Origin of the sequence: Natronorubrum tibetense GA33 (genome assembly GCF_000383975.1) — an archaeon.
GTDB lineage: Archaea > Halobacteriota > Halobacteria > Halobacteriales > Natrialbaceae > Natronorubrum > Natronorubrum tibetense.
Genome location: NZ_KB913017.1, coordinates 1388340 through 1407004, shown reverse-complemented (window position 1 = coordinate 1407004; position 18665 = coordinate 1388340). Strand labels below are relative to the sequence as shown.

General features: G+C 63.9%; 17 protein-coding genes and 1 pseudogene. 6 read left to right on the top strand and 12 right to left on the bottom strand.

Features of this window, described 5'->3' with window-relative positions; translation table 11 throughout:
• Positions 1–240 precede the first annotated feature (240 nt).
• Together NATTI_RS0107315 and NATTI_RS0107310 are read left to right on the top strand one after the other, a co-directional pair.
• Positions 241–1521: an RNA-guided endonuclease InsQ/TnpB family protein gene (locus NATTI_RS0107315; RefSeq protein WP_019991715.1), complete on the top strand. Its 1281-nt coding sequence runs from the start codon at positions 241–243 to the stop codon at positions 1519–1521.
• Positions 1522–1697: 176 nt separating this feature from the next.
• Positions 1698–2933 carry an MFS transporter gene (locus NATTI_RS0107310; protein WP_049806280.1) on the top strand — a complete coding sequence of 412 codons (1236 nt, stop codon included), beginning with the start codon at positions 1698–1700 and terminating at the stop codon, positions 2931–2933.
• Between the two features lie 367 nt (positions 2934–3300).
• On the opposite strand, the gene thsA is transcribed toward NATTI_RS0107310, so the two are convergent.
• The 7 genes from thsA to rio1 form a co-directional block, all read right to left on the bottom strand.
• Positions 3301–4962: a thermosome subunit alpha gene (thsA, locus tag NATTI_RS0107305; protein ID WP_006088740.1), complete on the bottom strand. Its 1662-nt coding sequence runs from the start codon at positions 4960–4962 to the stop codon at positions 3301–3303.
• Between the two features lie 310 nt (positions 4963–5272).
• Positions 5273–5830, bottom strand: a complete 558-nt coding sequence (locus tag NATTI_RS0107300; RefSeq protein WP_006088739.1) for a KH domain-containing protein — start codon at positions 5828–5830, stop codon at positions 5273–5275.
• A gap of 142 nt (positions 5831–5972) precedes the next feature.
• A complete protein-coding gene (locus tag NATTI_RS0107295; RefSeq protein WP_006088738.1) occupies positions 5973–6629 on the bottom strand; it encodes a hypothetical protein in 657 nt (218 codons plus the stop codon).
• A gap of 77 nt (positions 6630–6706) precedes the next feature.
• Entirely contained in the window at positions 6707–7210 is a 504-nt protein-coding gene (locus NATTI_RS0107290) for a metallophosphoesterase (protein ID WP_006088737.1), read from the bottom strand.
• A gap of 40 nt (positions 7211–7250) precedes the next feature.
• Positions 7251–8501 (bottom strand): tryptophan--tRNA ligase, encoded by a 1251-nt coding sequence (locus NATTI_RS0107285; RefSeq protein ID WP_006088736.1) that lies wholly within the window; start codon positions 8499–8501, stop codon positions 7251–7253.
• A 298-nt stretch (positions 8502–8799) separates the two neighbouring features.
• Entirely contained in the window at positions 8800–9657 is an 858-nt protein-coding gene (locus NATTI_RS0107280; protein WP_006088735.1) for an RNA ligase family protein, read from the bottom strand.
• A gap of 47 nt (positions 9658–9704) precedes the next feature.
• Positions 9705–10580: a serine/threonine-protein kinase Rio1 gene (rio1, locus tag NATTI_RS0107275; protein ID WP_019991714.1), complete on the bottom strand. Its 876-nt coding sequence runs from the start codon at positions 10578–10580 to the stop codon at positions 9705–9707.
• Between the two features lie 174 nt (positions 10581–10754).
• Between rio1 and NATTI_RS0107270 the strand changes: the two genes are divergently transcribed.
• Together NATTI_RS0107270 and ligA are read left to right on the top strand one after the other, a co-directional pair.
• Entirely contained in the window at positions 10755–11150 is a 396-nt protein-coding gene (locus NATTI_RS0107270) for a 2Fe-2S iron-sulfur cluster-binding protein (protein WP_006088732.1), read from the top strand.
• A gap of 123 nt (positions 11151–11273) precedes the next feature.
• Positions 11274–13358: an NAD-dependent DNA ligase LigA gene (gene ligA / locus NATTI_RS0107265; protein ID WP_006088731.1), complete on the top strand. Its 2085-nt coding sequence runs from the start codon at positions 11274–11276 to the stop codon at positions 13356–13358.
• A gap of 40 nt (positions 13359–13398) precedes the next feature.
• On the opposite strand, the gene NATTI_RS0107260 is transcribed toward ligA, so the two are convergent.
• Both NATTI_RS0107260 and NATTI_RS0107255 read right to left on the bottom strand, forming a co-directional pair.
• Positions 13399–13650, bottom strand: coding sequence for a type II toxin-antitoxin system HicA family toxin (locus tag NATTI_RS0107260; protein ID WP_006088730.1), 252 nt, complete (start codon positions 13648–13650; stop codon positions 13399–13401).
• Positions 13651–13652: 2 nt separating this feature from the next.
• Positions 13653–13922: a type II toxin-antitoxin system HicB family antitoxin gene (locus tag NATTI_RS0107255; protein ID WP_006088729.1), complete on the bottom strand. Its 270-nt coding sequence runs from the start codon at positions 13920–13922 to the stop codon at positions 13653–13655.
• A 74-nt stretch (positions 13923–13996) separates the two neighbouring features.
• On the opposite strand from NATTI_RS0107255, the pseudogene NATTI_RS27405 reads away from it, so the two are divergent.
• Positions 13997–14158, top strand: a pseudogene (locus tag NATTI_RS27405) (BRCT domain-containing protein); the annotation flags it as partial.
• 73 nt (positions 14159–14231) lie between these two features.
• Positions 14232–15524: an MFS transporter gene (locus tag NATTI_RS0107245; protein WP_006088728.1), complete on the top strand. Its 1293-nt coding sequence runs from the start codon at positions 14232–14234 to the stop codon at positions 15522–15524.
• Between the two features lie 75 nt (positions 15525–15599).
• Here the strand turns inward: NATTI_RS0107245 and NATTI_RS0107240 are convergent, their stop codons facing one another.
• From NATTI_RS0107240 to NATTI_RS0107230, 3 genes are all read right to left on the bottom strand, one after another.
• Entirely contained in the window at positions 15600–16607 is a 1008-nt protein-coding gene (locus tag NATTI_RS0107240) for an ArsA family ATPase (protein WP_006088727.1), read from the bottom strand.
• Between the two features lie 126 nt (positions 16608–16733).
• Positions 16734–17705 carry an ABC transporter permease gene (locus NATTI_RS0107235; protein WP_006088726.1) on the bottom strand — a complete coding sequence of 324 codons (972 nt, stop codon included), beginning with the start codon at positions 17703–17705 and terminating at the stop codon, positions 16734–16736.
• The gene (locus tag NATTI_RS0107230) at positions 17702–18628 is read right to left on the bottom strand and encodes an ABC transporter ATP-binding protein (protein ID WP_006088725.1); all 927 of its coding nucleotides are present in this window, start codon (positions 18626–18628) and stop codon (positions 17702–17704) included. Before NATTI_RS0107230 ends, NATTI_RS0107235 begins: the two co-directional genes overlap by 4 nt.
• Positions 18629–18665 lie beyond the last annotated feature (37 nt).

Genomic DNA, 18665 nt, shown 5'->3' with positions numbered 1-18665 from the left:
AGGACGCGTCCGCGACGACCGAAGCGCTGACCGATCGGGCGACGGCGCTTGCAGCACAGCTTTCGGACGGCTGATACGGTTTGCTGTAACGATTTACGGAGAATCCAGGAGAAAGCCCCGTCCTTCAGGGCGGGGATGAATCCGACACTACCCTACACCAACCACTACTCGATGGCACGGCAGGATATGCCACGCTGCGTAATCCATACTTTCAAGTAGATTTGTTTACATAGGTTACGTATGGCGAAAGAGGTCGTCACCCGCACCTACACTGCTTCCATCAGAAACCAGTCACGGGTGTCCGACGACCTCGATTCGCTCGGGTTCGCCGCCAGCAAACTCTGGAACGTCGGACGGTGGACAATTAGTCGTGTCTGGGATGAAATCGACTATATCCCAGAACACGACGAACTCACCTCGTACCTCAAGTCGTACGAACGCTACGATGACCTACATTCTCAGTCAAGTCAGCGAGTCCTTCAAGAACTCGCTGAGGCGTTCAACGGCTGGTACGGCAAACGGCGCAACGGAGACACGCGGGCGAATCCGCCCGGCTACCGCAAATACGGTGACGAACATCCACGAAGCACAATCACGTTCAAAGCCGCTGGCTTCAAGCTCGATACCCAGTACGACCGTGTTCGGCTCTCAAAAGGCTCGAATCTCAAAGAGCACTGGTCGGACTTCATCCTCTGCGAATACCAGACTCGTCCCGACGTTGACCTCTCCACCGTAGAGAGCGTCCAACAAGTACGGGCAGTCTGGACAGGTGATGAGTGGGAACTACACTTCGTGTGCAAAGTCGAGATCGAAGTGGCCGAATCACCTGGTGAGAAGACGGTGGGTATTGACCTCGGCATCAACAACTTTGCCGCACTCGCCTACGAAGACGGCCACAGCGAACTGTACCCGCTGAGCTGCCTGAAGCAGGACGACTACTACTTCAGCAAGCGGATTGCCCGGTGTGACGATTCGAACTCCGAACAGGCCACGCGGTTGAACCAGAAGAAATCAGCTCGCCGTACTCACTACTTCCACACACTCTCAAAACACATCGTCCAGCGGTGTGTTGACGAGGGTGTTGGAATCATCGCGGTTGGCGACCTCTCTGGTATCCGCGAAGACGAGGAGAACGGTGAGGCGAAGAACTGGGGGAAGCACGGCAACCTCGACTTGCACTCGTGGGCGTTCGACCGGTTCACCGACCTCCTTGAATACAAGGCCGAAACGGAAGGTATCTCGGTTGAGGAGGTATCCGAGCGGGATACATCGAAGTCGTGTTCATGTTGTGCTCGCAAACGTGACGCGAACCGTGTTGAACGTGGGTTGTACGTGTGCGACGAATGCGATATGGTGGCGAACGCTGATGTGAATGGTGCTGAGAACATTCGACAGAAAGTATCTCCGAGTCTCGCCTGTGATGGGGGAGATAGGAGTAACGGCTGGTTGGCACAGCCATCGACATTCCTGTTTGACAAGGAAACTGGTGCGTTCGTACCTCAAGAACAGGTCACGTCGTAAACCACAATATCCCAACGCGGGAATCCTCGCCCTTCAGGGCGGGGAGGATGTCAATCGGATACCTCGATCGAACGGCCGAAATACGACCAGTTAAATATCGATAGCAGGTGTAGTATCGCACTGAACGAACTGTGTTCGGACTTCCCGACAATGATCGAGCGATCGCGAACTTTACGATGCTGGGCCACTCGCTGGTCCACTGGTTCGAGACGTCGATCCCGATCTTTCTCGTCGTCTGGCTGACCGAGTTTCCCGACGCCGGTGTTGCGGTCTTCGGCCTGATCGTCGCCCTGGGCTACGCGCCGTTCGGCCTCGGTGCACTACCCGCTGGCGTCCTCACGGACCGCTACGGCCCTAAACGGCTGATCCTCGTCTGTCTTGGCGGAATGGCATTCGCCTTCGTTGTGCTCGCGTTCGCGGACTCGATCGCCACGATCGCGCTCGCCCTCGTTCTGTGGGGGGTCGCGGCGAGCGTCTATCACCCAGCTGGACTCGCGCTGATCAGCACCGGCGTCGAGGAACGACCGACGGTCTTCGCCTACCACGGCATCGCCGGCAACGTCGGCATCGCGCTCGGTCCGTTCGTCACTGCGACGTTACTGATGGTCGGCCTCGAGTGGCAACTCGTCGCCGCCGTCCTCGCCGTTCCCGGCTTCGTCGGTCTCGCGTACGGACTCAGTGCGAGCTTCGATCCGGCGGGTGCGGTCGACGCCGACGACGTTTCCGACGCCTCCGAACCGCTCTCGCTCTCGGAGTTCGTCTCGGGATCGCGCGCCCTGTTCGCGAGCGCGTTCGCCGTCGTCTTCGCCATCGTGACGTTCGAGGGGCTGTTCTACCGCGGAATCCTCACCTACCTCCCCGAGATTCTCCACGACGCGCCGGCGATGGCCGTCCTCGACCTGCCGACCGGTTTCGAGGGGATCGAACCCGCGGACTACATCTACGTCGGCCTGCTCGTCGTCGGCATCGCCGGCCAGTACGCCGGCGGGAAACTCACCGATAGAATTCGCGTCGAGCGCGGTCTCGCCGGAATCTTCGCCGTGCTCGCCGTCCTCGCGGTCGCCTTCGTCCCGGTGCGGGAGATGGGACTCGGCCCGATCATCGTCCTCTGTGCGATCCTCGGCTTCTTCCTCTTCGCGATTCAGCCGTTCTACCAGGAGGCAGTCGCAGTTCACACGCCCGAGGACGCCCGCGGCCTCTCCTATGGCTACACCTACCTCGGCGAGTTCGGCCTCGGCGCGACGAGCATCGCCCTCGGCGGGTTCGCCCTCGGCGTCGGTCTCGAGGCCTTCTTCGGCCTCCTGATCGGCTTCGCGCTTGTCGGCATGGCGCTCTCCTGGGGCCTGCTGATTGCGATTTCGAGATTCGACGCGTGGCAGGGGCCGAGGGCTCGAGCGCAGAGCGAGGACTGACTGAGACTCCTTGGCCGCCGCGCTATTCTGTGGCTGCGCGATCCGATTCGAAGAGAACGGTATCCGGATTTGGAACTCGAGTGCGACGCTGATTCGGGTTGAAGCTACGACGAAAATAGGGTGTGGGCCGACTCGAGTCAGTGGTCGACGGCTCGAGTGGTGGTGGACTGGCCTTCCTCTCTTCGGCCGTTCGTCGGCGAGTGAGCGGTTCGAAGAACCCGAACGACGCCGTTCACCGAACGCGAAGCGTTCGGGCCGACGAGCGATGTGAAGGGACGCGGAGCGTCCCGAAACGGAGCGAGGAGGCTTTTATACTAAATTTTGCCGAGGGTGCGGCTTCGCCGCGCCCGCAGAGCAAAATTTAGGTTCACATCATGCCGCCCATGCCACCGCCCATGCCGCCCATGCCGCCGCCCATGCCACCGCCGCCCGGCGGCATCTCGTCGTCACCGTCGTCGTCGGCAACCGCGAGGTCGCCGGCGGCGATGACGTCGTCGATGCGAAGCAGCATGACTGCGGCTTCGGTTGCGGACTCGATAGCCTGGGTCTTCACGCGAAGCGGCTCGTAGACGCCTTCTTCGGCCATATCGATCGTATCGCCGGTGTAGGCGTCCAGCCCGGAGCTGGTGTCACCGGCGTCGTGGTCGGCGCGGAGCTCGACGAGCGAGTCGATGGGGTCGAGTCCGGCGTTCTCGGCGAGCGTGCGTGGGATGACCTCGAGGGCGTCGGCGAACGCTTCGACGGCGAGCTGTTCGCGACCGCCGACGGAGTCGGCGTAGTCGCGCAGTGCGAGCGAGAGCTCGACTTCGGGGGCACCGCCGCCCGCGAGGACTTTACCGTCCTGGAGCGTGGTGCGAACGACGCCGAGGGAGTCCTCGATGGCGCGGTCGACCTCGTCGATGACGTGCTCGGTGCCGCCACGGAGGATGAGGGTGACGGCCTTGGCGTCGTCGACGTCCTCGACGAAGATGCGCTGGTCGCCGGCAATCTCCTTCTGGGCGACGCTGCCGGCGAAGCCGAGGTCGTCCTCGGTCAGGTCGTCGACACTCGAGACGGGCGTGGCGCCGGTCGCGCGGGCGAGTTGACCCTGATCGCTGGATTTGACGCGTCGGACGGCGATGATACCCTCCTGTGCGAGGTAGTGCTGGGCCATGTCGTCGATGCCGCCGTCGACGAAGACGACATCTGCGCCGACGTCGGCGACCGCTTCGGCCATCTCGCGCAGCTGCGCCTCTTCCTGTTCGAGGAACTGCTCGAGCTGGTCGGGGTCGGTGACGTTGACTTCGGCGTCGATCTCAGTCTCTTTGATCTCGAGGGCTCCGTCGATGAGCGCGACGTTTGCGTCCTCGGCGAAGTACGGCATGCTGTCGGAGACGCGCTCCTTGTCGACGATGACGCCCTCGACGAGCTCGGAGTTGTCGATCGAGCCGCCGACGACCTTTTCGACTTTGATGTTGTCCGTGTCGACCTCGTCGCCGTCGGCGACCGAGCGGACGGCCTCGACGACGAGTCGGGAGAGCAGGTCGCGGGCGTTCTCGGCACCCTTGCCCGTCATCGCGGTGGCAGCGATCTGCTCGAGAATCTCGGTGTCGTCCTCGTCGACGTCGATGGCGATGTCCTCGAGTACCTCGGTGGCTTCCTCGGCGGCCTCTCGGTATCCCTGCGCGAGGGTGGTCGCGTGGATGTCCTGCTCTAAGAGATCCTCGGCCTGACTGAGGAGTTCACCGGAGACGACGACGGCGCTCGTGGTGCCGTCGCCGACTTCGTCCTCCTGGGTTTCGGCAACTTCGACGATCATGTCGGCAGCGGGGTGGTCGATCTCCATCTCCGAGAGGAGCGTGACGCCGTCGTTCGTGACGATGACGTTGCCCGAGGAGTCGACGAGCATCTTGTCCATCCCCTTCGGACCGAGCGTGGTCCGTACGGACTCGGCAACGGCCTTCCCGGCCTGAATGTTCATCGACTGCGCGTCTTTGCCGGATGTCCGCTGGCTGTCCTCCGAGAGAACGATAAGGGGCTGATTGCCCATCTGCTGTTGTGCCATAGTCAAGCGAAGGATTGTTTGTGATTCTATATAAACCTTTCGAGAATGTGCGAGTCAAATCCCACTACGAGGGCGTAGTACGCCGGTTCACCGCCAGCCGTGCTACTGGTATTTATAACAATCCTCCGCTGCCGGAGCGTGAGAATTTACCGTGTGACGACCGGTGGCTCCGCTCGTGTCCTCGGCGGGGCGTTCACCATTGCGCTTTCAGTCCCGTAGTCGGTCGGCGGTGACGGGCGGGAGTATATTTGGCGATCGACAAGGAAGGGTCGAACCCGAAAACGGAGCGAACGGATCAGGACTGGCCGCCGGGGTACCGATGGTACTGCATGCCCTGATGTTTCATCTCGTTGTGTTTCTCCTCGAGGAAGGAGTAGACCGCGCCGTGTGGCGCGCCGTCGAGGAGCATCTCGGCGGCGGTTCGGACGACGTCGACCTGCTGGGGCGCGCCGATGATCCCGAGCGTCGAGCCGTAGATGACGACGTTGGCGCCCGACAGCTCCTCCATGAGCTCGCGGGTTCGGCCGCCCTCGCCGATGAGTCGTCCCTTCTTGCGTTTCATGTCGTTCGTGTTGCGCGCGGCAGCGTCGATGTCGACGACATCGAACATGATCATGTCGTCCTCGAGCAGCCGCAACGCCGTTTCGGGGGCGAAGCCGCGGCCGATCGCACGGACGATATCCGGTGCCTTGAGACCGAGCACGGGATCGCCGACGGTATCGACGGCGACGGAGCCGTTCTCCGAATCGATGTCGAGTCGCACCTCGGCTTCCGCCTCGATCTCTCGCATCGTCTCGCCGCCCTCGCCGATGAGAACGCCGATGCGGTCCTGCGGAATCTTCACGTGTTGCATACGGAACGGTACTAGCTGAGCGAGGTTAAGCGCTTGGTCCGCGAGATACGGGTGCCAGTGACGGCCACTCGAGTGTGGCTCGGTCATCATTGTCGTCCGTTCGCCACGGCTCAAAACGGCTCGTTTCGCTCGCTTCAGTCGATCATTCGCGGAACGCGAGATAGCCTCCGATCGCGCCGAACAACACCGGGTAGATGAGTCCAGCAAGGAGGAGCGCCTGCGTAAAGTCTGCACCCGCGCTCACGGTCATCTCTCCGTCGGTTGCGGACCACGTGAACAACTGGGCCGCGAGGACCACGGCGAGCAGGTAGCCCGCTGTGATAGTCGCGCCTCGTTTCGCTCCCTCCTCCGGTGAGGTGGTCGCTGGCAGTGTCGTTTCGGCCAGACGTTTTCCCATGCCAACGAGCGCGACGATCGGAACAAGATAGTAACCGATAGTCGGGATCGTCATCTCCTCGGACGCTTCATCGAGCAAGTTCATCGACTCCGTCCCGAGTGCCCACGACATTTCGACATCCACGAACTGGGTCCCGAAGTAAAGCCAACTGACGATGGTCATGAATCCCGGTTCGTCTTCGTCGATGCTCTCGGTACTGGAATCGTCGGTCGGTGCGTCGTCCAGTGCACCTTCGACGATCATCAGCCCCGTAAGCAGTGCCATTCCGAGAACGAACGCACCGATACCGTACAATAGCGCTTGCTTCCACGGAACGTCGTCGACGAACGATTTTTCCTGTTGTCCGTTCGTTCGGTGTTCGTTTCGTCGATCGTTCTCTCCATTTCCGCCTGAATTCACCATCAACAGCCGCGTTCACAGGTGCGTAGTTTAATATTGATGGCCGTCGGACAGGTCCGCCGCCGGCGACCCGACTCTCGTCACTCCTCGACCGACCGGAATCGCACCGATCCGGCACGCGTATCCACGACCGCAACCGTCCGATCCGCTTCGGATTTGGCCAGCACGTGCGCGCCGGGGTTGAGCACGGTCGTTCGTCCCTCGTCGGATAGCTCGCGCTCGTGGTGGTGACCGTAACAGACGAAATCGTACGTCTCGCCGGCCGCGATGGCTTCGACCTCCTCGAGACTCTCGCCGTGCAACGCGGCAAAGGAGAGGCCGTCGAACTCGAGGCTCGCGAAGCGGCCGTGGAGTTCGCTCTCGTCTCCGAGCGAGTCGAACGCGGACTGGAGGTTCGCCACGTCGCCGTCGTTGTTCCCCAAGACGCCGTGGAGTTCGAAGCCGTCGAAGTAGTTGATCATCAGCGGGGCGATGAAGTCGCCGCAGTGGATCACGATTTCGACGCCCTCCTCCTCGAAAATCTCGGTCGCCCGCTCGATCGCCTCGACGTTATCGTGGGTGTCCGAAATGATCCCGATGTTCATACTACATGGCGCGACTGCGAGACCCAAATGCGTTCGGGGGCTACCGTCGCGGGTCGCCTTCCGACTCGAGTCCTGCTGGCACCCCGGCCCGCTCGAGCGCCCGCCGCCGTTCGCGATCGGTCAGTCGGTAGGGCTCGAGGTCGGCCTCGAGCGAGCCGAGTTCCGCACGTCGCTGCTGGTGGCCGGTCAGGAACTCCGTGATGCGGTCGATCGCGATCTGTTTTAATTCGCCGCTCAGCAATTCGCCCGATCGGTAGTCGTCGGCGATTTGCTCGAGTCGCTCGTCGTCGTCCTCGAAAAAGAATCGCAGGTACTGGAAGGGGACGTCGACGGTCGGATCGCCGCCGTGCTCGCGGTGGCCCTTGAGCGTCGCCTGCCCGCCAGTATAGGCGTGGGTTCGGATCGTTTCCGCGACCGTGTCGGGGTCCGCGGTGAGTTCGATCGATGGTGCATCGCCGGAGCTGCTCATCTTTCCCGGGCCGTCGAGACCCGGGAGGAATCGTCCGAGCAGGGCACCCGGCTTCCCAACGGGCAGGGCCTCTTTCGCGGCCACGTCACGACAGACGCGAACGTGGGGGTCCTGATCGACAGCGATGGGGACCAGCGTCGGCTGGCGGCCCGCAACGAGTTGGGGGAGCAGAAGGTGAGTCGCCTGCACCGCAGGATAGAACTGCAGTCCGACGGTGTCCTGCTGACCGTAGACGGCTTCGACCGTCGCGGGCGTGAGGTGCGTTGCGAGCCGAACGGCGATCGGATACAGCACGTCCGCGTCGGCTGTATCGACGACGATTCGTGTCCGTTCGGGATCGAAGCCGACGGCCAGGATATCACGCAGGTTTTCACGCGTGTGCGCACCGATCGACGCGAACGATTGGTCCTTCGCGAGGAACTTCTCGTCGTCCGAGAGCGGAACGTAGACGGTCGCGCCCGTCGCCTCTTGCAACCGCTTTGCGAGGTACAGCGGCAGGACGTGTCCGAGGTGCATCGGCCCCGACGGCCCCCTGCCGGTGACGAGCGCGTGCGGGTCGCCCGACGCGGCGGCCTCGAGATATCGATCGACATCTCGGCCGGCGTAGAACGTTCGGCGGCGGAGCAGTGGATGGTCGGGAAAGCGAGCGATTTGTTCGTCGGTGAGCGGGTCGGCACCGAAGCGCTCGAGGAGCTTGTCGTAGTCGACTTCGCCCTCAACGGCGTAGGGCGTGACGGTGAACTCACCGCAGGTGTTCGATTCGCTCGAGTCGGCTGTGCTACTGCTGTCGGTACTGTCTGGCGTCTCGTCTGGCTCTGTCATTCGTCTCGGGGTTGACTGCAGCGGCTGGAAGTCGATACGTGCAAAACGAGCAGAGGGAGCGTCCGACGCGACAGCCGACGGGTTAGGCCACGTCACCAGCCGCGAGGGTACTGTCCGCTCTCGAGGGATCCTGCCAGCGCCATCGCCACTCGAGAGTGGACGCCATCGGATACACCTCGATTCGGATCGATAAAGAGTGTTTGGGACCAGCGTGGTGTTCGACGACGGCTATCGCAGGCGAAGTAGCGAGAGGCTCTCGAATTCGGCCAAAAGTATCGCTCTCACACTCGAGCAATCGTCACCCCGCCGCGCCGTCGGTTCGCTCATCGAGGAACTCCCGCGTGAGTGCGGCGACTTCCGAGCGAAAGTCCCCCATCTCCACGTCGCTCTGGCTGTGGTGGAGTCGGGCGTGGGCCTCGCGAGTGATATCCTCGAGGACGCGCTCGTAGAGCGTCTCGAACGTCACGGGCCGACCCTGTTCCTCGAGTCGGATCGCGAGTTTCCGGAACCGCCCTCGAGTCGCGTACGTCGTCGCCGCCTCCTCGGCCGACGCCTCGATCGGTTCGGGCCCGTCGCGCTCTCGGCTTTCCGGATGGAGTATTTTCGCGCGCTGGCCGCGTTTGTTCCGAACGACGACGCCTTCGGCGGGGCCATCGTACCAGTTGGACTGTGGAATCGTGTACGAGTCCGGGTCGAAATACTGGGCGCGACACTCCCGTTCGAAGACGTTCACCGGCTCGAGACCGATCCCCTCGAAAATCGCTTCGACGGCGTCCGGCGGGCGGAATTTCCCCGCATCGGCCGACCAGACGTCGACGCCGAGAACCGACGGCGTCCGCTCCCAGTCGTACGAGATTCGGTGGTGGTGCATCGCCTCGGCGAAGAAGACGATGTCCTCGACGTCGTCGACGGCACTCCGAAGCGCTTCACGGTCCACGTGCTCCCGAACGTGCCGAACGGCGTGCTGGTAGGGCTCGGGAACGGCATCGGGGTCGTCGTATACGCGGTTCCGGTCGCCGAACCGGAGGAGGCCCGACTGCTGGAGTTGGAAGCGAAACCCGGCTCCGTCGACCTTCTCGAGGAGCCACAGGTGCCCCTCCTCGAACAGTCGGTCGGGGGCATCGGTGACGTTCGGAACCGGTGGAAAGTCCTTCATCGAAATTGTCTGCAACCGGGCTGTGAGGTCCGCTGCTTGCCGATCTCCTATTCTCCCGAGGGATCTGGCTCCGGACTCGTCACGAACTCGAGTAACTCGTCCTCGTCCGTCTCCAGCCCCTGCCGCGAGAAGAAACTCGCGACGTTTCGGCAGTCGCGCTCGAGGAACGTCCGGCTGTTCGGGTGGTGGACAGTGACGGCCTGTCCGACGTCGATGATCACGAGTTGCCCCTCGTCGAAGACGACGTTGTACTCGCTCAGATCGCCGTGGATGATGCCCGCGGAGTAGAGCCGGCGCATGTACTCGCGCATGACCTCGTAGGCGGTCTGGGGGTTCTCGATGTGGACCTCGCCGAGTCGCTTCGCGCGACCCTCGTCGTCGCCGATGTACTCCATGACCAACACGTTACGTTCGGTGGCGATCGGTTCCGGCACCCGCACGCCGGCAGCCTGCGCTCGCTCGAGATTGGCGAGTTCCTTCTTCGTCCAGGCCAGCACGACGTCTTTCTTTTTGCCGCCCAGCCCCTCGAATCGGGGGTCGCCCTCGAGGTAGTCGCGCATTTGCCGGAAGTTCGAGGCGTTGATCCGGTAGATCTTGACCGCGACGTCGCGGTCGTCGCCCAGCGCATGGTAGACGTTGGCCTCCTTGCCCGTCGAGAGCGGCCCGCCGAAGGCCTCGACGTAGCCGTCCTGGACGAGTTTGTAGAGCGCCGCCAGCGTCGCGTCGTCGAACACCGACTGCTCGACTTTGAACTGGTCGGCGTCTTTGATCCGCTCTTCGAACTGCTCGAACTCGCGGTCGCGCTTGCGGGCGATCCGGTCGGCTTCGGTCTCCGAGACGTCGATCTCCTCCCACTCGTCGCCCGGCGTTTCCACTTCCTCGAGGTCGACCAATCCGAACTCCGTATCCGTTCCCTGTCCCATCTAGTCGGCCTCTACGAGAGCGGTGCGGGTAAAGACTGGGTATCGATCGTTCGTTCGCGGTTCGCCGGCCCGCGCCCAACCCGTCGGATGCTGCCACGCCCACGCTTTTTTCGCTGTGTCCCCTACCAGTCGTATGAGTCGCACAGCAAATCGGCGAGCGCCGGGGCGCGAGCCATGACGCAGCACGATGTCACCCTCGAGTGGCCGGACGGTCGCACCGAGCACGTCACGGTCGGGGCGCGGGAGACGGTGCTCGAGGTGGCCGGCCGGGAGGGCATTCGGCTCCCGTACGATTGTCGGAAGGGCACCTGTACGGCCTGTGTCGGTCGGCTACGTGCGATCGACGAAGAGGAGTCTGAATCCGACGCGCCCCCGAATGACGACGACCGCGCGACCGATCCGATCGACGCCGCGGCGGCGTTCGACTACCGGCGCGCGCCGACGGCCTTAACCGACCGCGAGCAGCGAGCGGGGTACGTCCTGCTGTGTATCGCGCTCGTCCACGCGGACTGCCGCGTCGAGGTCGGTCCGAGGGTACGCTCCGAAGTCGGCGGCAGTCCCTGGAGCTAGTCGCTCGAGCCGACGGGTTCGGTCTCGGTGGCGGTCGACCGCTGCCGAGCGCCGTCCGTCGGATCGACGGCGGCGACGCGTCAGTAACGTTAACGGGGCCGGGAAGCAACCCTCGAGCAACGAATGTCACTCACCGACGAGAACGCGGACGAAGCCAATCCGTACCTCCGGGATCCGCCGACTGAGTTCGAGCCGGTCGATGATCTCTCGGCGGACGAGGCCGAACGAGAGGTCGACTTACTCCGGGAGGCCATCCGCGAACACGACCGCCGGTACTACGTCGAGGGCGATCCGATCATCGCCGACCGAACGTACGATGTCCTCTTTTCCCGTCTGCAAGACCTCGAGGATGCCTTCGATTGTACCCATCCCGACAGTCCGACGCGAAGCGTCGGCGGCGAACCGCTCGAGGCGTTCGAAACGGTCGAACACGTCGCACCGATGCTTTCGATCGACCAGAGCGGCGAGGCCGAGGACGTCCGCGAGTTCGCGGATCGTGTGCACCGCGAAGTCGGAGACGTTGAGTACGTCTGTGAGCCCAAGTTCGACGGCGTCTCGATGGCGTTCGTCTACGAGGACGGAAGCCTCGAGCGCGCCGTCACCCGCGGCGACGGCCGCGAAGGGGATGACGTCACGCGAAACGCCCGAACCATCGGCTCGGTACCGCAGCAACTCCACGGCGACTACCCTGACTTTCTGGCGGTTCGTGGCGAGGTCTACATGCCAAGAGACGCGTTTCAGGAACACAATCGCAAGCGGATCGAACGCGGCGAGGAGCCCTTTGCGAACCCTCGGAACGCGACCGCGGGGACGATCCGCCAGCTCGACCCCTCGATCGTCGCCGAGCGGCCGCTCGAGGTGTTTTACTTCGACGTGCTCGAGGCCAGCGACCTCGAGGACAGCCACAGCGCGGAACTCGAGCGCTTCCCGGAGTGGGGGCTGCGGGTCACCGAGCACGTCGAATTTGCCGACGACATCGAGGAGGCGATCGACTACCGCGACCGGATGCTCGAGGCGCGGGACGATCTGGGCTACGAGATCGACGGCACCGTCATCAAGGTTGACGACCGCGACGCTCGCGAGGAATTGGGCCGAACGGCTCGCCACGACCGCTACGCCTTCGCCTACAAGTTCCCCGCACGCGCGGAGGTGACCCCGATCGTCGACGTGGCGGTGCAGGTGGGCCGGACGGGCCGGTTGACCCCCGTTGCCCTGCTCGAGCCGGTCGATGTCGGGGGCGTGACGGTCTCTCGAGCGAGCCTGCACAACCCCGAGGAGATCGCGGAGAAGAACGTCAACGTGGGCGACACCGTCCGCGTCCAGCGCGCCGGCGACGTGATCCCCTACGTCGAGGAGGTCGTCGAAAAGAACAGCGAGGGCCACTACGAACTCCCCGAGCACTGTCCGGTCTGCGGTAGCGCCGTCGAGCGCGACGGGCCGATGGCGTTCTGTACGGGCGGGCTGGCCTGTGACGCTCAACTCCGCCGCTCGATCGAGTACTACGCGAGCGACGACGGGTTGGATCTCGAGGGGCTGGGCGAGAAGAGCGTCCGCCAACTCGTGGATGCGGGTCTGCTCGAGTCCGTCGCCGACCTCTACGAACTCGAGCGCGAGGCCCTCACGGAACTCGAGGGCTGGGGCGAGACGAGCGCCGAGAACCTGCTGGCCGAACTCGGGGAGAGCCGCGAGCCCCCGCTCGCCGATTTCTGCTCGGCGCTGGGCATACCCCACGTTGGGCCGACGACGGCCCGCGAACTCGCCCACGAGTTCGGCACGTTCGAGGCCTTCCGCGAGACGGCCGAGGACGATCCGGAGCGGCTCGAGGGCGTCGACGACGTCGGCGAAACCGTCGCCCAACAGCTCCACGACTTCTTCACGAGCGAGGCCAACGCCGAGGCCGTCGACGACATCCTCGAGTACGTCTCCCCGCAGGAATCGGCCCTCGAGACGGGCGGCGACGAACTCGAGGGACTGACGTTCGTCTTTACGGGGTCGCTCGAGGGCGTCACGCGCGGCGAGGCTCAGGAGACCGTCGAGGCCCACGGCGCGAACGCGACGGGCAGCGTCTCGGGGAACACGGACTACCTCGTCGTCGGCGAGAGCCCGGGCCAGACGAAGCGCGACGACGCGGCGGACAACGACGTGCCGATCGTCGACGAGGACGAGTTCCGGGAACTGCTCGGCGAGTACGGGATCGACCTCGAGTGATCGGTCACTGGATATTTGGACCGATTCGAACGACGGTACGCTACGAGTTGCGATCGATCCACGCACTGAATTCGTCGAAGTCCTGTGCACCAGCGCTGTCGGCGATCGTTCTGAGTGTTCCCGTTCGAAGTTCGTCGTGTAACGGGACCGTTACGCGCCGTTGGTCCTCCTCGTTCGTCGGATGCTCGTAGTATAATTGCGCGTGATCACCGGTCGTTCGACGCCACTCGAATCCGCCGGCGTTGACCAGCGCTTTCACGACCTCTTTCCCGGAGAATGTTCGCCGCCCCATTCCTACTCGAGGACGTCCGGCGGCTCCCGCTCGCCGGTCGTATTCTCGGCCGGATCTATTCCCAGTTCGCGAAGCTCCGAATCGGTCGGCTCGCTCCCGCTGTCGCCCTTGTGGAGTGCAACTGCGTCGTCGAGATTTTCCAGTGCAGTCTCTCGAGTCGGGCCCTGGCTAGTGACTCCCGTCTCGACATCCGTGGCAACCCACCAGTCCTCCTCACGCCAGAGACGGATCTCGTCGTCGTGGGCGTCACCACCGCTCACTGAACTGGCCATTATGTCTCTGAATTGGGGAACGATTCGCATAAGCGTTCGGCTCCGGCTCGGCTGCGGCCGTCGGAACCAACGCCACCAACGCGACGGGTAGCGTATCAGGAACCACGGACTACCTCGTCGTCGGCGAGAGTCCAGGCCAGACGAAACGCGACGACGCGGCGGACAACGAGGTTCCGATCATCGACGAGGACGAGTTCCGGGAACTGCTCGGCGAGTACGGGATCGACCTCGAGTGAGCATCGAGAACTGCCGGCCAAACGGACGGGCTTCCGACGGCTTTAGTACCGACGACCGTGATGTGAGCGCACCGTGTTGACTCTGCTCAGGCGGCTGCGAGACGTCTCCCGGCCGAGAGCGGTCGGCTCGATTACCGTCGGCCACGGGGTCAACGAGTTCTTCGCGATCGTGATCCCGCCGATTATTCCGCTGCTCGTCGCGGACCTCGGGATCACCTACGGACAGGCGGGTTTTCTCGTCACCGTCTTCTTTCTCATGTACGTCCTCTTCCAGCTTCCCGCCGGCATGCTCGCCGACGTGATCGGGAAGGAGCGCCTCCTCGTCGGCGGCCTGTTTGGGATGGCCGCGGGGATCTTTCTGGCGAGCACCGCGCCGAACTACGAGACGTTGCTCGTCGCCCAGACCATCGCCGGGATCAGCGGCAGCGCGTTCCACCCGACGGGGATGGCCCTCGTCAGCGATTACGAGACCGAGGCGACCGAAGGGAAGGCGATGGGCGTCTTCGGGTTCGGCGGCGCGCTCGGGACGATGTCCGCGCCGGTGATCGTCGGCGGCGTCGCCGCGGTCGCGGGCTGGCGACTCGCTCTCGCCACTGGCGTCGCGATCGGACTCGCCGTGAGCTGTCTGGTCGTCTACCTCTTTCTCACGGCCGAGGCCCCGGACGACGCGAAGTCGGATGGCACCGACGACTCGCGGATCGACGACCCACGGACCGACGGTGGCGAGCCCCGAAAGACGATTCGGCAAGCGATCCGCTCGACGGATCTCTCGTTCGATCTCACTATTACGAAGAGCGTCGTCGTCCTCTTTTTTGTCACGCTCGTGCTGTCGATGCAACACCGCGCGATACAGACCTACACGACGGCCTACGTCGCCGCGGAGACCGGAACGTCGGCGTCGGTCGGAAACGTCGCGTTTTTCGCACTCCTGGTCGGCGGCAGTCTCGCCTCCCTGTACGCGGGTGACCTCGCCGATCGGTTCGACCGGGTCGCGCTGGGAATCGGGGCCTCGCTTCTCACAGCCGTGCTGGTCGCCGCCACGCTGGCGCTGGCAGCCGTGTTCGGCGAGCTACCAATCGGCGTCCTGACGGTGATTCTGGCGGTGTGGTTCGCCGTCATCGGCGCCGGTATGTACACCAGCTACCCGGTCAAGAACGCGATGGTCTCCCAGCAGGCCGAGACGGGCTCGAGCGGGAGCCTCTTCGGCGTCATCCAGACCGGGTCGGCCATCGGCAGCGCGAGCGGGCCGGCGGTGTTCGGCGTCCTCTCGACTCGCTGGGGCATCGTGGCGGCGTTTCCCGCGATCGCCACGGTGAGCGTCGTGTTGGCCGGCTCGTTCGCGTTGCTGTGGGTTATCGGCGACTGATCCCGGCGGCACTCACGCTGTGGGCCATCACATTGTTCGAGAGGGCGACGGCCGCGGCGCTTCGGCCGAGTTCGGCTACGCGGCGGCCGGCAGTCGATCGGCGATCGACCACACCGCCTCGAGTCCCTGCACCTCCCCTTCGCGTTCAGGCAGCGTCACGACCTCGAGGTCGGGAAACGTCTCTCGAACCTCCGAAACCCGCTTCGCGTGTCGCTCGTACCGGGACCGACAGCGCGAACAGCCCTCGTCGGGGTCCTCGAAGACGCGGTTCACGACGAGTCGATCGACCCGTACCTCGGCGTCGCGGAGTTTCTCTACCAGTCGCTCTGATTCGGCGATGGCCATCCCCTCCGGAATGAGGACGACGCGAAACTCCGTGCGCTCGGGGTCGGCCAGCAGGTCTCGAGCGCGCCTGAGTCGGTCCTGAAACTCCTCGAGGCTCTCCTCGCCCTCGGTATTGCTGCCGGTCATCATCGACATCGGGCCGAACACCGCAGACTTCGCGGCGGTGCCGATTCGGCTGGCCTGCCCGCGAAGCGACTGGAGGGTCTCGAGGGCAGGTCCCAGCACCTCGGGTGTGTCGAACAACCGGAGCGTGTGGCCCGTCGGTGCGGTGTCGAAGACGACGACGTCCCACTCGCCCGAGTCGACGTACTCGACGAGCAGATCAAGCGCCGCGATTTCGTCCCCGCCGGCCGGTGCGCCAGACGCGAAGATCCGTTCGACCTCGTCGTCCGAGAGTCGGATGCCGGCGCTACGGAGATCTGCGGCGAGCGCCGTCGCTAGCTTCTCGTAGCGTTCCTGCTGGGTTTTGGCGTCGATCTCGACGGCCCAGAGGCTGCCGCCCGAATCGAGTTCGAGGGTTCCCTCGTCGGTCGTCTCGAGACTGGAGCCGACCCCCAGGTCGACCTCGCTCGGTTCGGGCCCGAGGTCGGCCTCGAGCGAGTCGGACAGCGAGTGTGCCGGGTCGGTCGAGACGATCAGCGTCCGGCGGCCCTCGTCGGCCAACTCGAGACCGGTCGCCGCCGCACAGGTCGTCTTCCCGACCCCGCCTTTCCCGCCGTAGAAGATGCAGTCGGTCACGGACTCACGTACGCGTGGCAACTACCTAAACCGAGTGCCAGCGACTGAGACGTGTCTCCACCGACAGTTAAACTCGCGAGGGAGACGAATCGAAACGCAAAAATCACAATAGGAACGGACCCGGCCTCAGAGATCGACGCGATCGAATCGGTAGAGCGCGATCGCGATCGGGACGACGATCCACAGGAGCAGGATGACAAACGAGAACCAGTTCTCGAGGTAGAACGGGACGCCGTTTGCGAACCACTCCGATGGGTAGGTCGTGCCCATGTCCTCGCCGCCGAAGGAACCGAGGAACGTGATCGTGTTCTGGAACGCGTTTCCGGGATCGATCATGTCGATGAACAGCGCCCAGTCTGGGAGTCGTTCGAACGTGAATTGTTCGGTGGTTCCGTCCGGCCCCATACCCTCGGTCGTGTAGCTGACTCCCTCGATTGTTCCGCGATTCATCAGGAGCTGGAAGACGGTCTGGATCGCGTTCCAGACGACGTAGAACAGGATGAAGATGCCGAACATCGCCGCGCCGGCGATAGTCGTCGACCGGGTCAGCGACGACAGCGAGACGGCGATGCTCGTGTAGGCGATACCGTAGATGATCGCCATCAGGAGCAGGCTGAAGTAGTCGACGATGTCGAAGCCGCCGAGCATCACGGCGACGACGACCGCGGCGAGCACGAACCCGACGACGAGCGACAGCGAGAGGACTGCCGATCGGCCGATGAGTTTCCCGAGCAGTACGTCCTTTCGGGAGTGGGGCAACGAAAGCAGGATCTTGATGCTGCCCGTCTCGCGCTCGCCCGCGATGGCTTTCCAGCCTAAGATCAGCGCGATCAGCGGGATCACGAGCCGCGTGATCTGGCTGACGAAGAGAACGAGCGCCTCCGTCGTCGCCCCCTCAGCCGCGATATCCTCGCCGAAGTACGAGATCGTTCCCGTGACGGCGACGAGTAGCACGAAGAAGAAGACGCTCAGGCCCCAGAACATCCAGGATCGAACGGCGTCCTGGAAGTCCTTCCTCGCGATCGCCCGGACGCTCGTGAGGTTGATCGAACTCGCGGTCGACTCCGACCTCGATCCCGTTTTTGACTCGGTGCTCATCGGGCTTCCACCTCCGGTCCCGTGGTGTACGACTGGAAGACGTCTTCGAGCGAGGCTTCACGCGTCGTGAAGTCCCTGACCTCGACGCCGCGGTCCTCGAGTTCACCCAGCACGGCGGTCTTCGAGCCGCTGACCTGTACGATCAGTGTCGGCGGACTCTCGCCCTCCACGACCGCGTCGCTGACGTCTGGCAGCGACCGAACGGCCTGCAGGGCGTCGTCGTCGATCCGATCGATGGTGACCCGCAGACTCGTCCCGCCCTCGACGGAGTCGCGGAGCCCTTCGACGGTGTCGACGGCGACCATCTCGCCGTCCCGAAGGATGCCGACGCGGTCACAGACTGCCTCGACCTGCTCCATGATGTGACTCGAGAAGAACACCGTCGCGCCGCGAGCGTTCTCCTCGCGGACGATTTCGCGCATCTCGCGAGCCCCGTTTGGGTCGAGTCCCGTCGAGGGCTCGTCCAGAATCAGCAGATCCGGTTCGCCGACGAGGGCCATCGCGAGCATGAGTCGCTGGGACATCCCCTTCGAGTAGCCGCCGGCCTTTTTGTCGATGGCGTCGACGAGACCGACGCGCTCGAGCAATTCCCGCGGATCGTCGTCGGTCTCCTTCGAGTCGATAGCGAACTCGAGGTGTTGGCGGGCGGTCAGCCGGTCGTAGGTTTCGACGCCCTCGGGGAGGACGCCGGTCCGCGAACGGATCTCGCGGCTGTGTGCTTGGGCGTTCATCCCCAGCACCTCCACCCGGCCGTCGGTCGGCCGGATGAAGTCCAGAATGACGTTGATCGTCGTCGATTTGCCGGCTCCGTTCGGACCGAGAAAGCCGAAGACCTCGCCCTCTTCGACCTGGAACGAGAGGTCTCGGAGCGCGAGTTCCTGACCGTATGATTTGGTCAGATTATCGACTGTGATAGCTGGCATGGCTGTGTGGTCTCACCGTTCGCCGATAAGAGTTGTT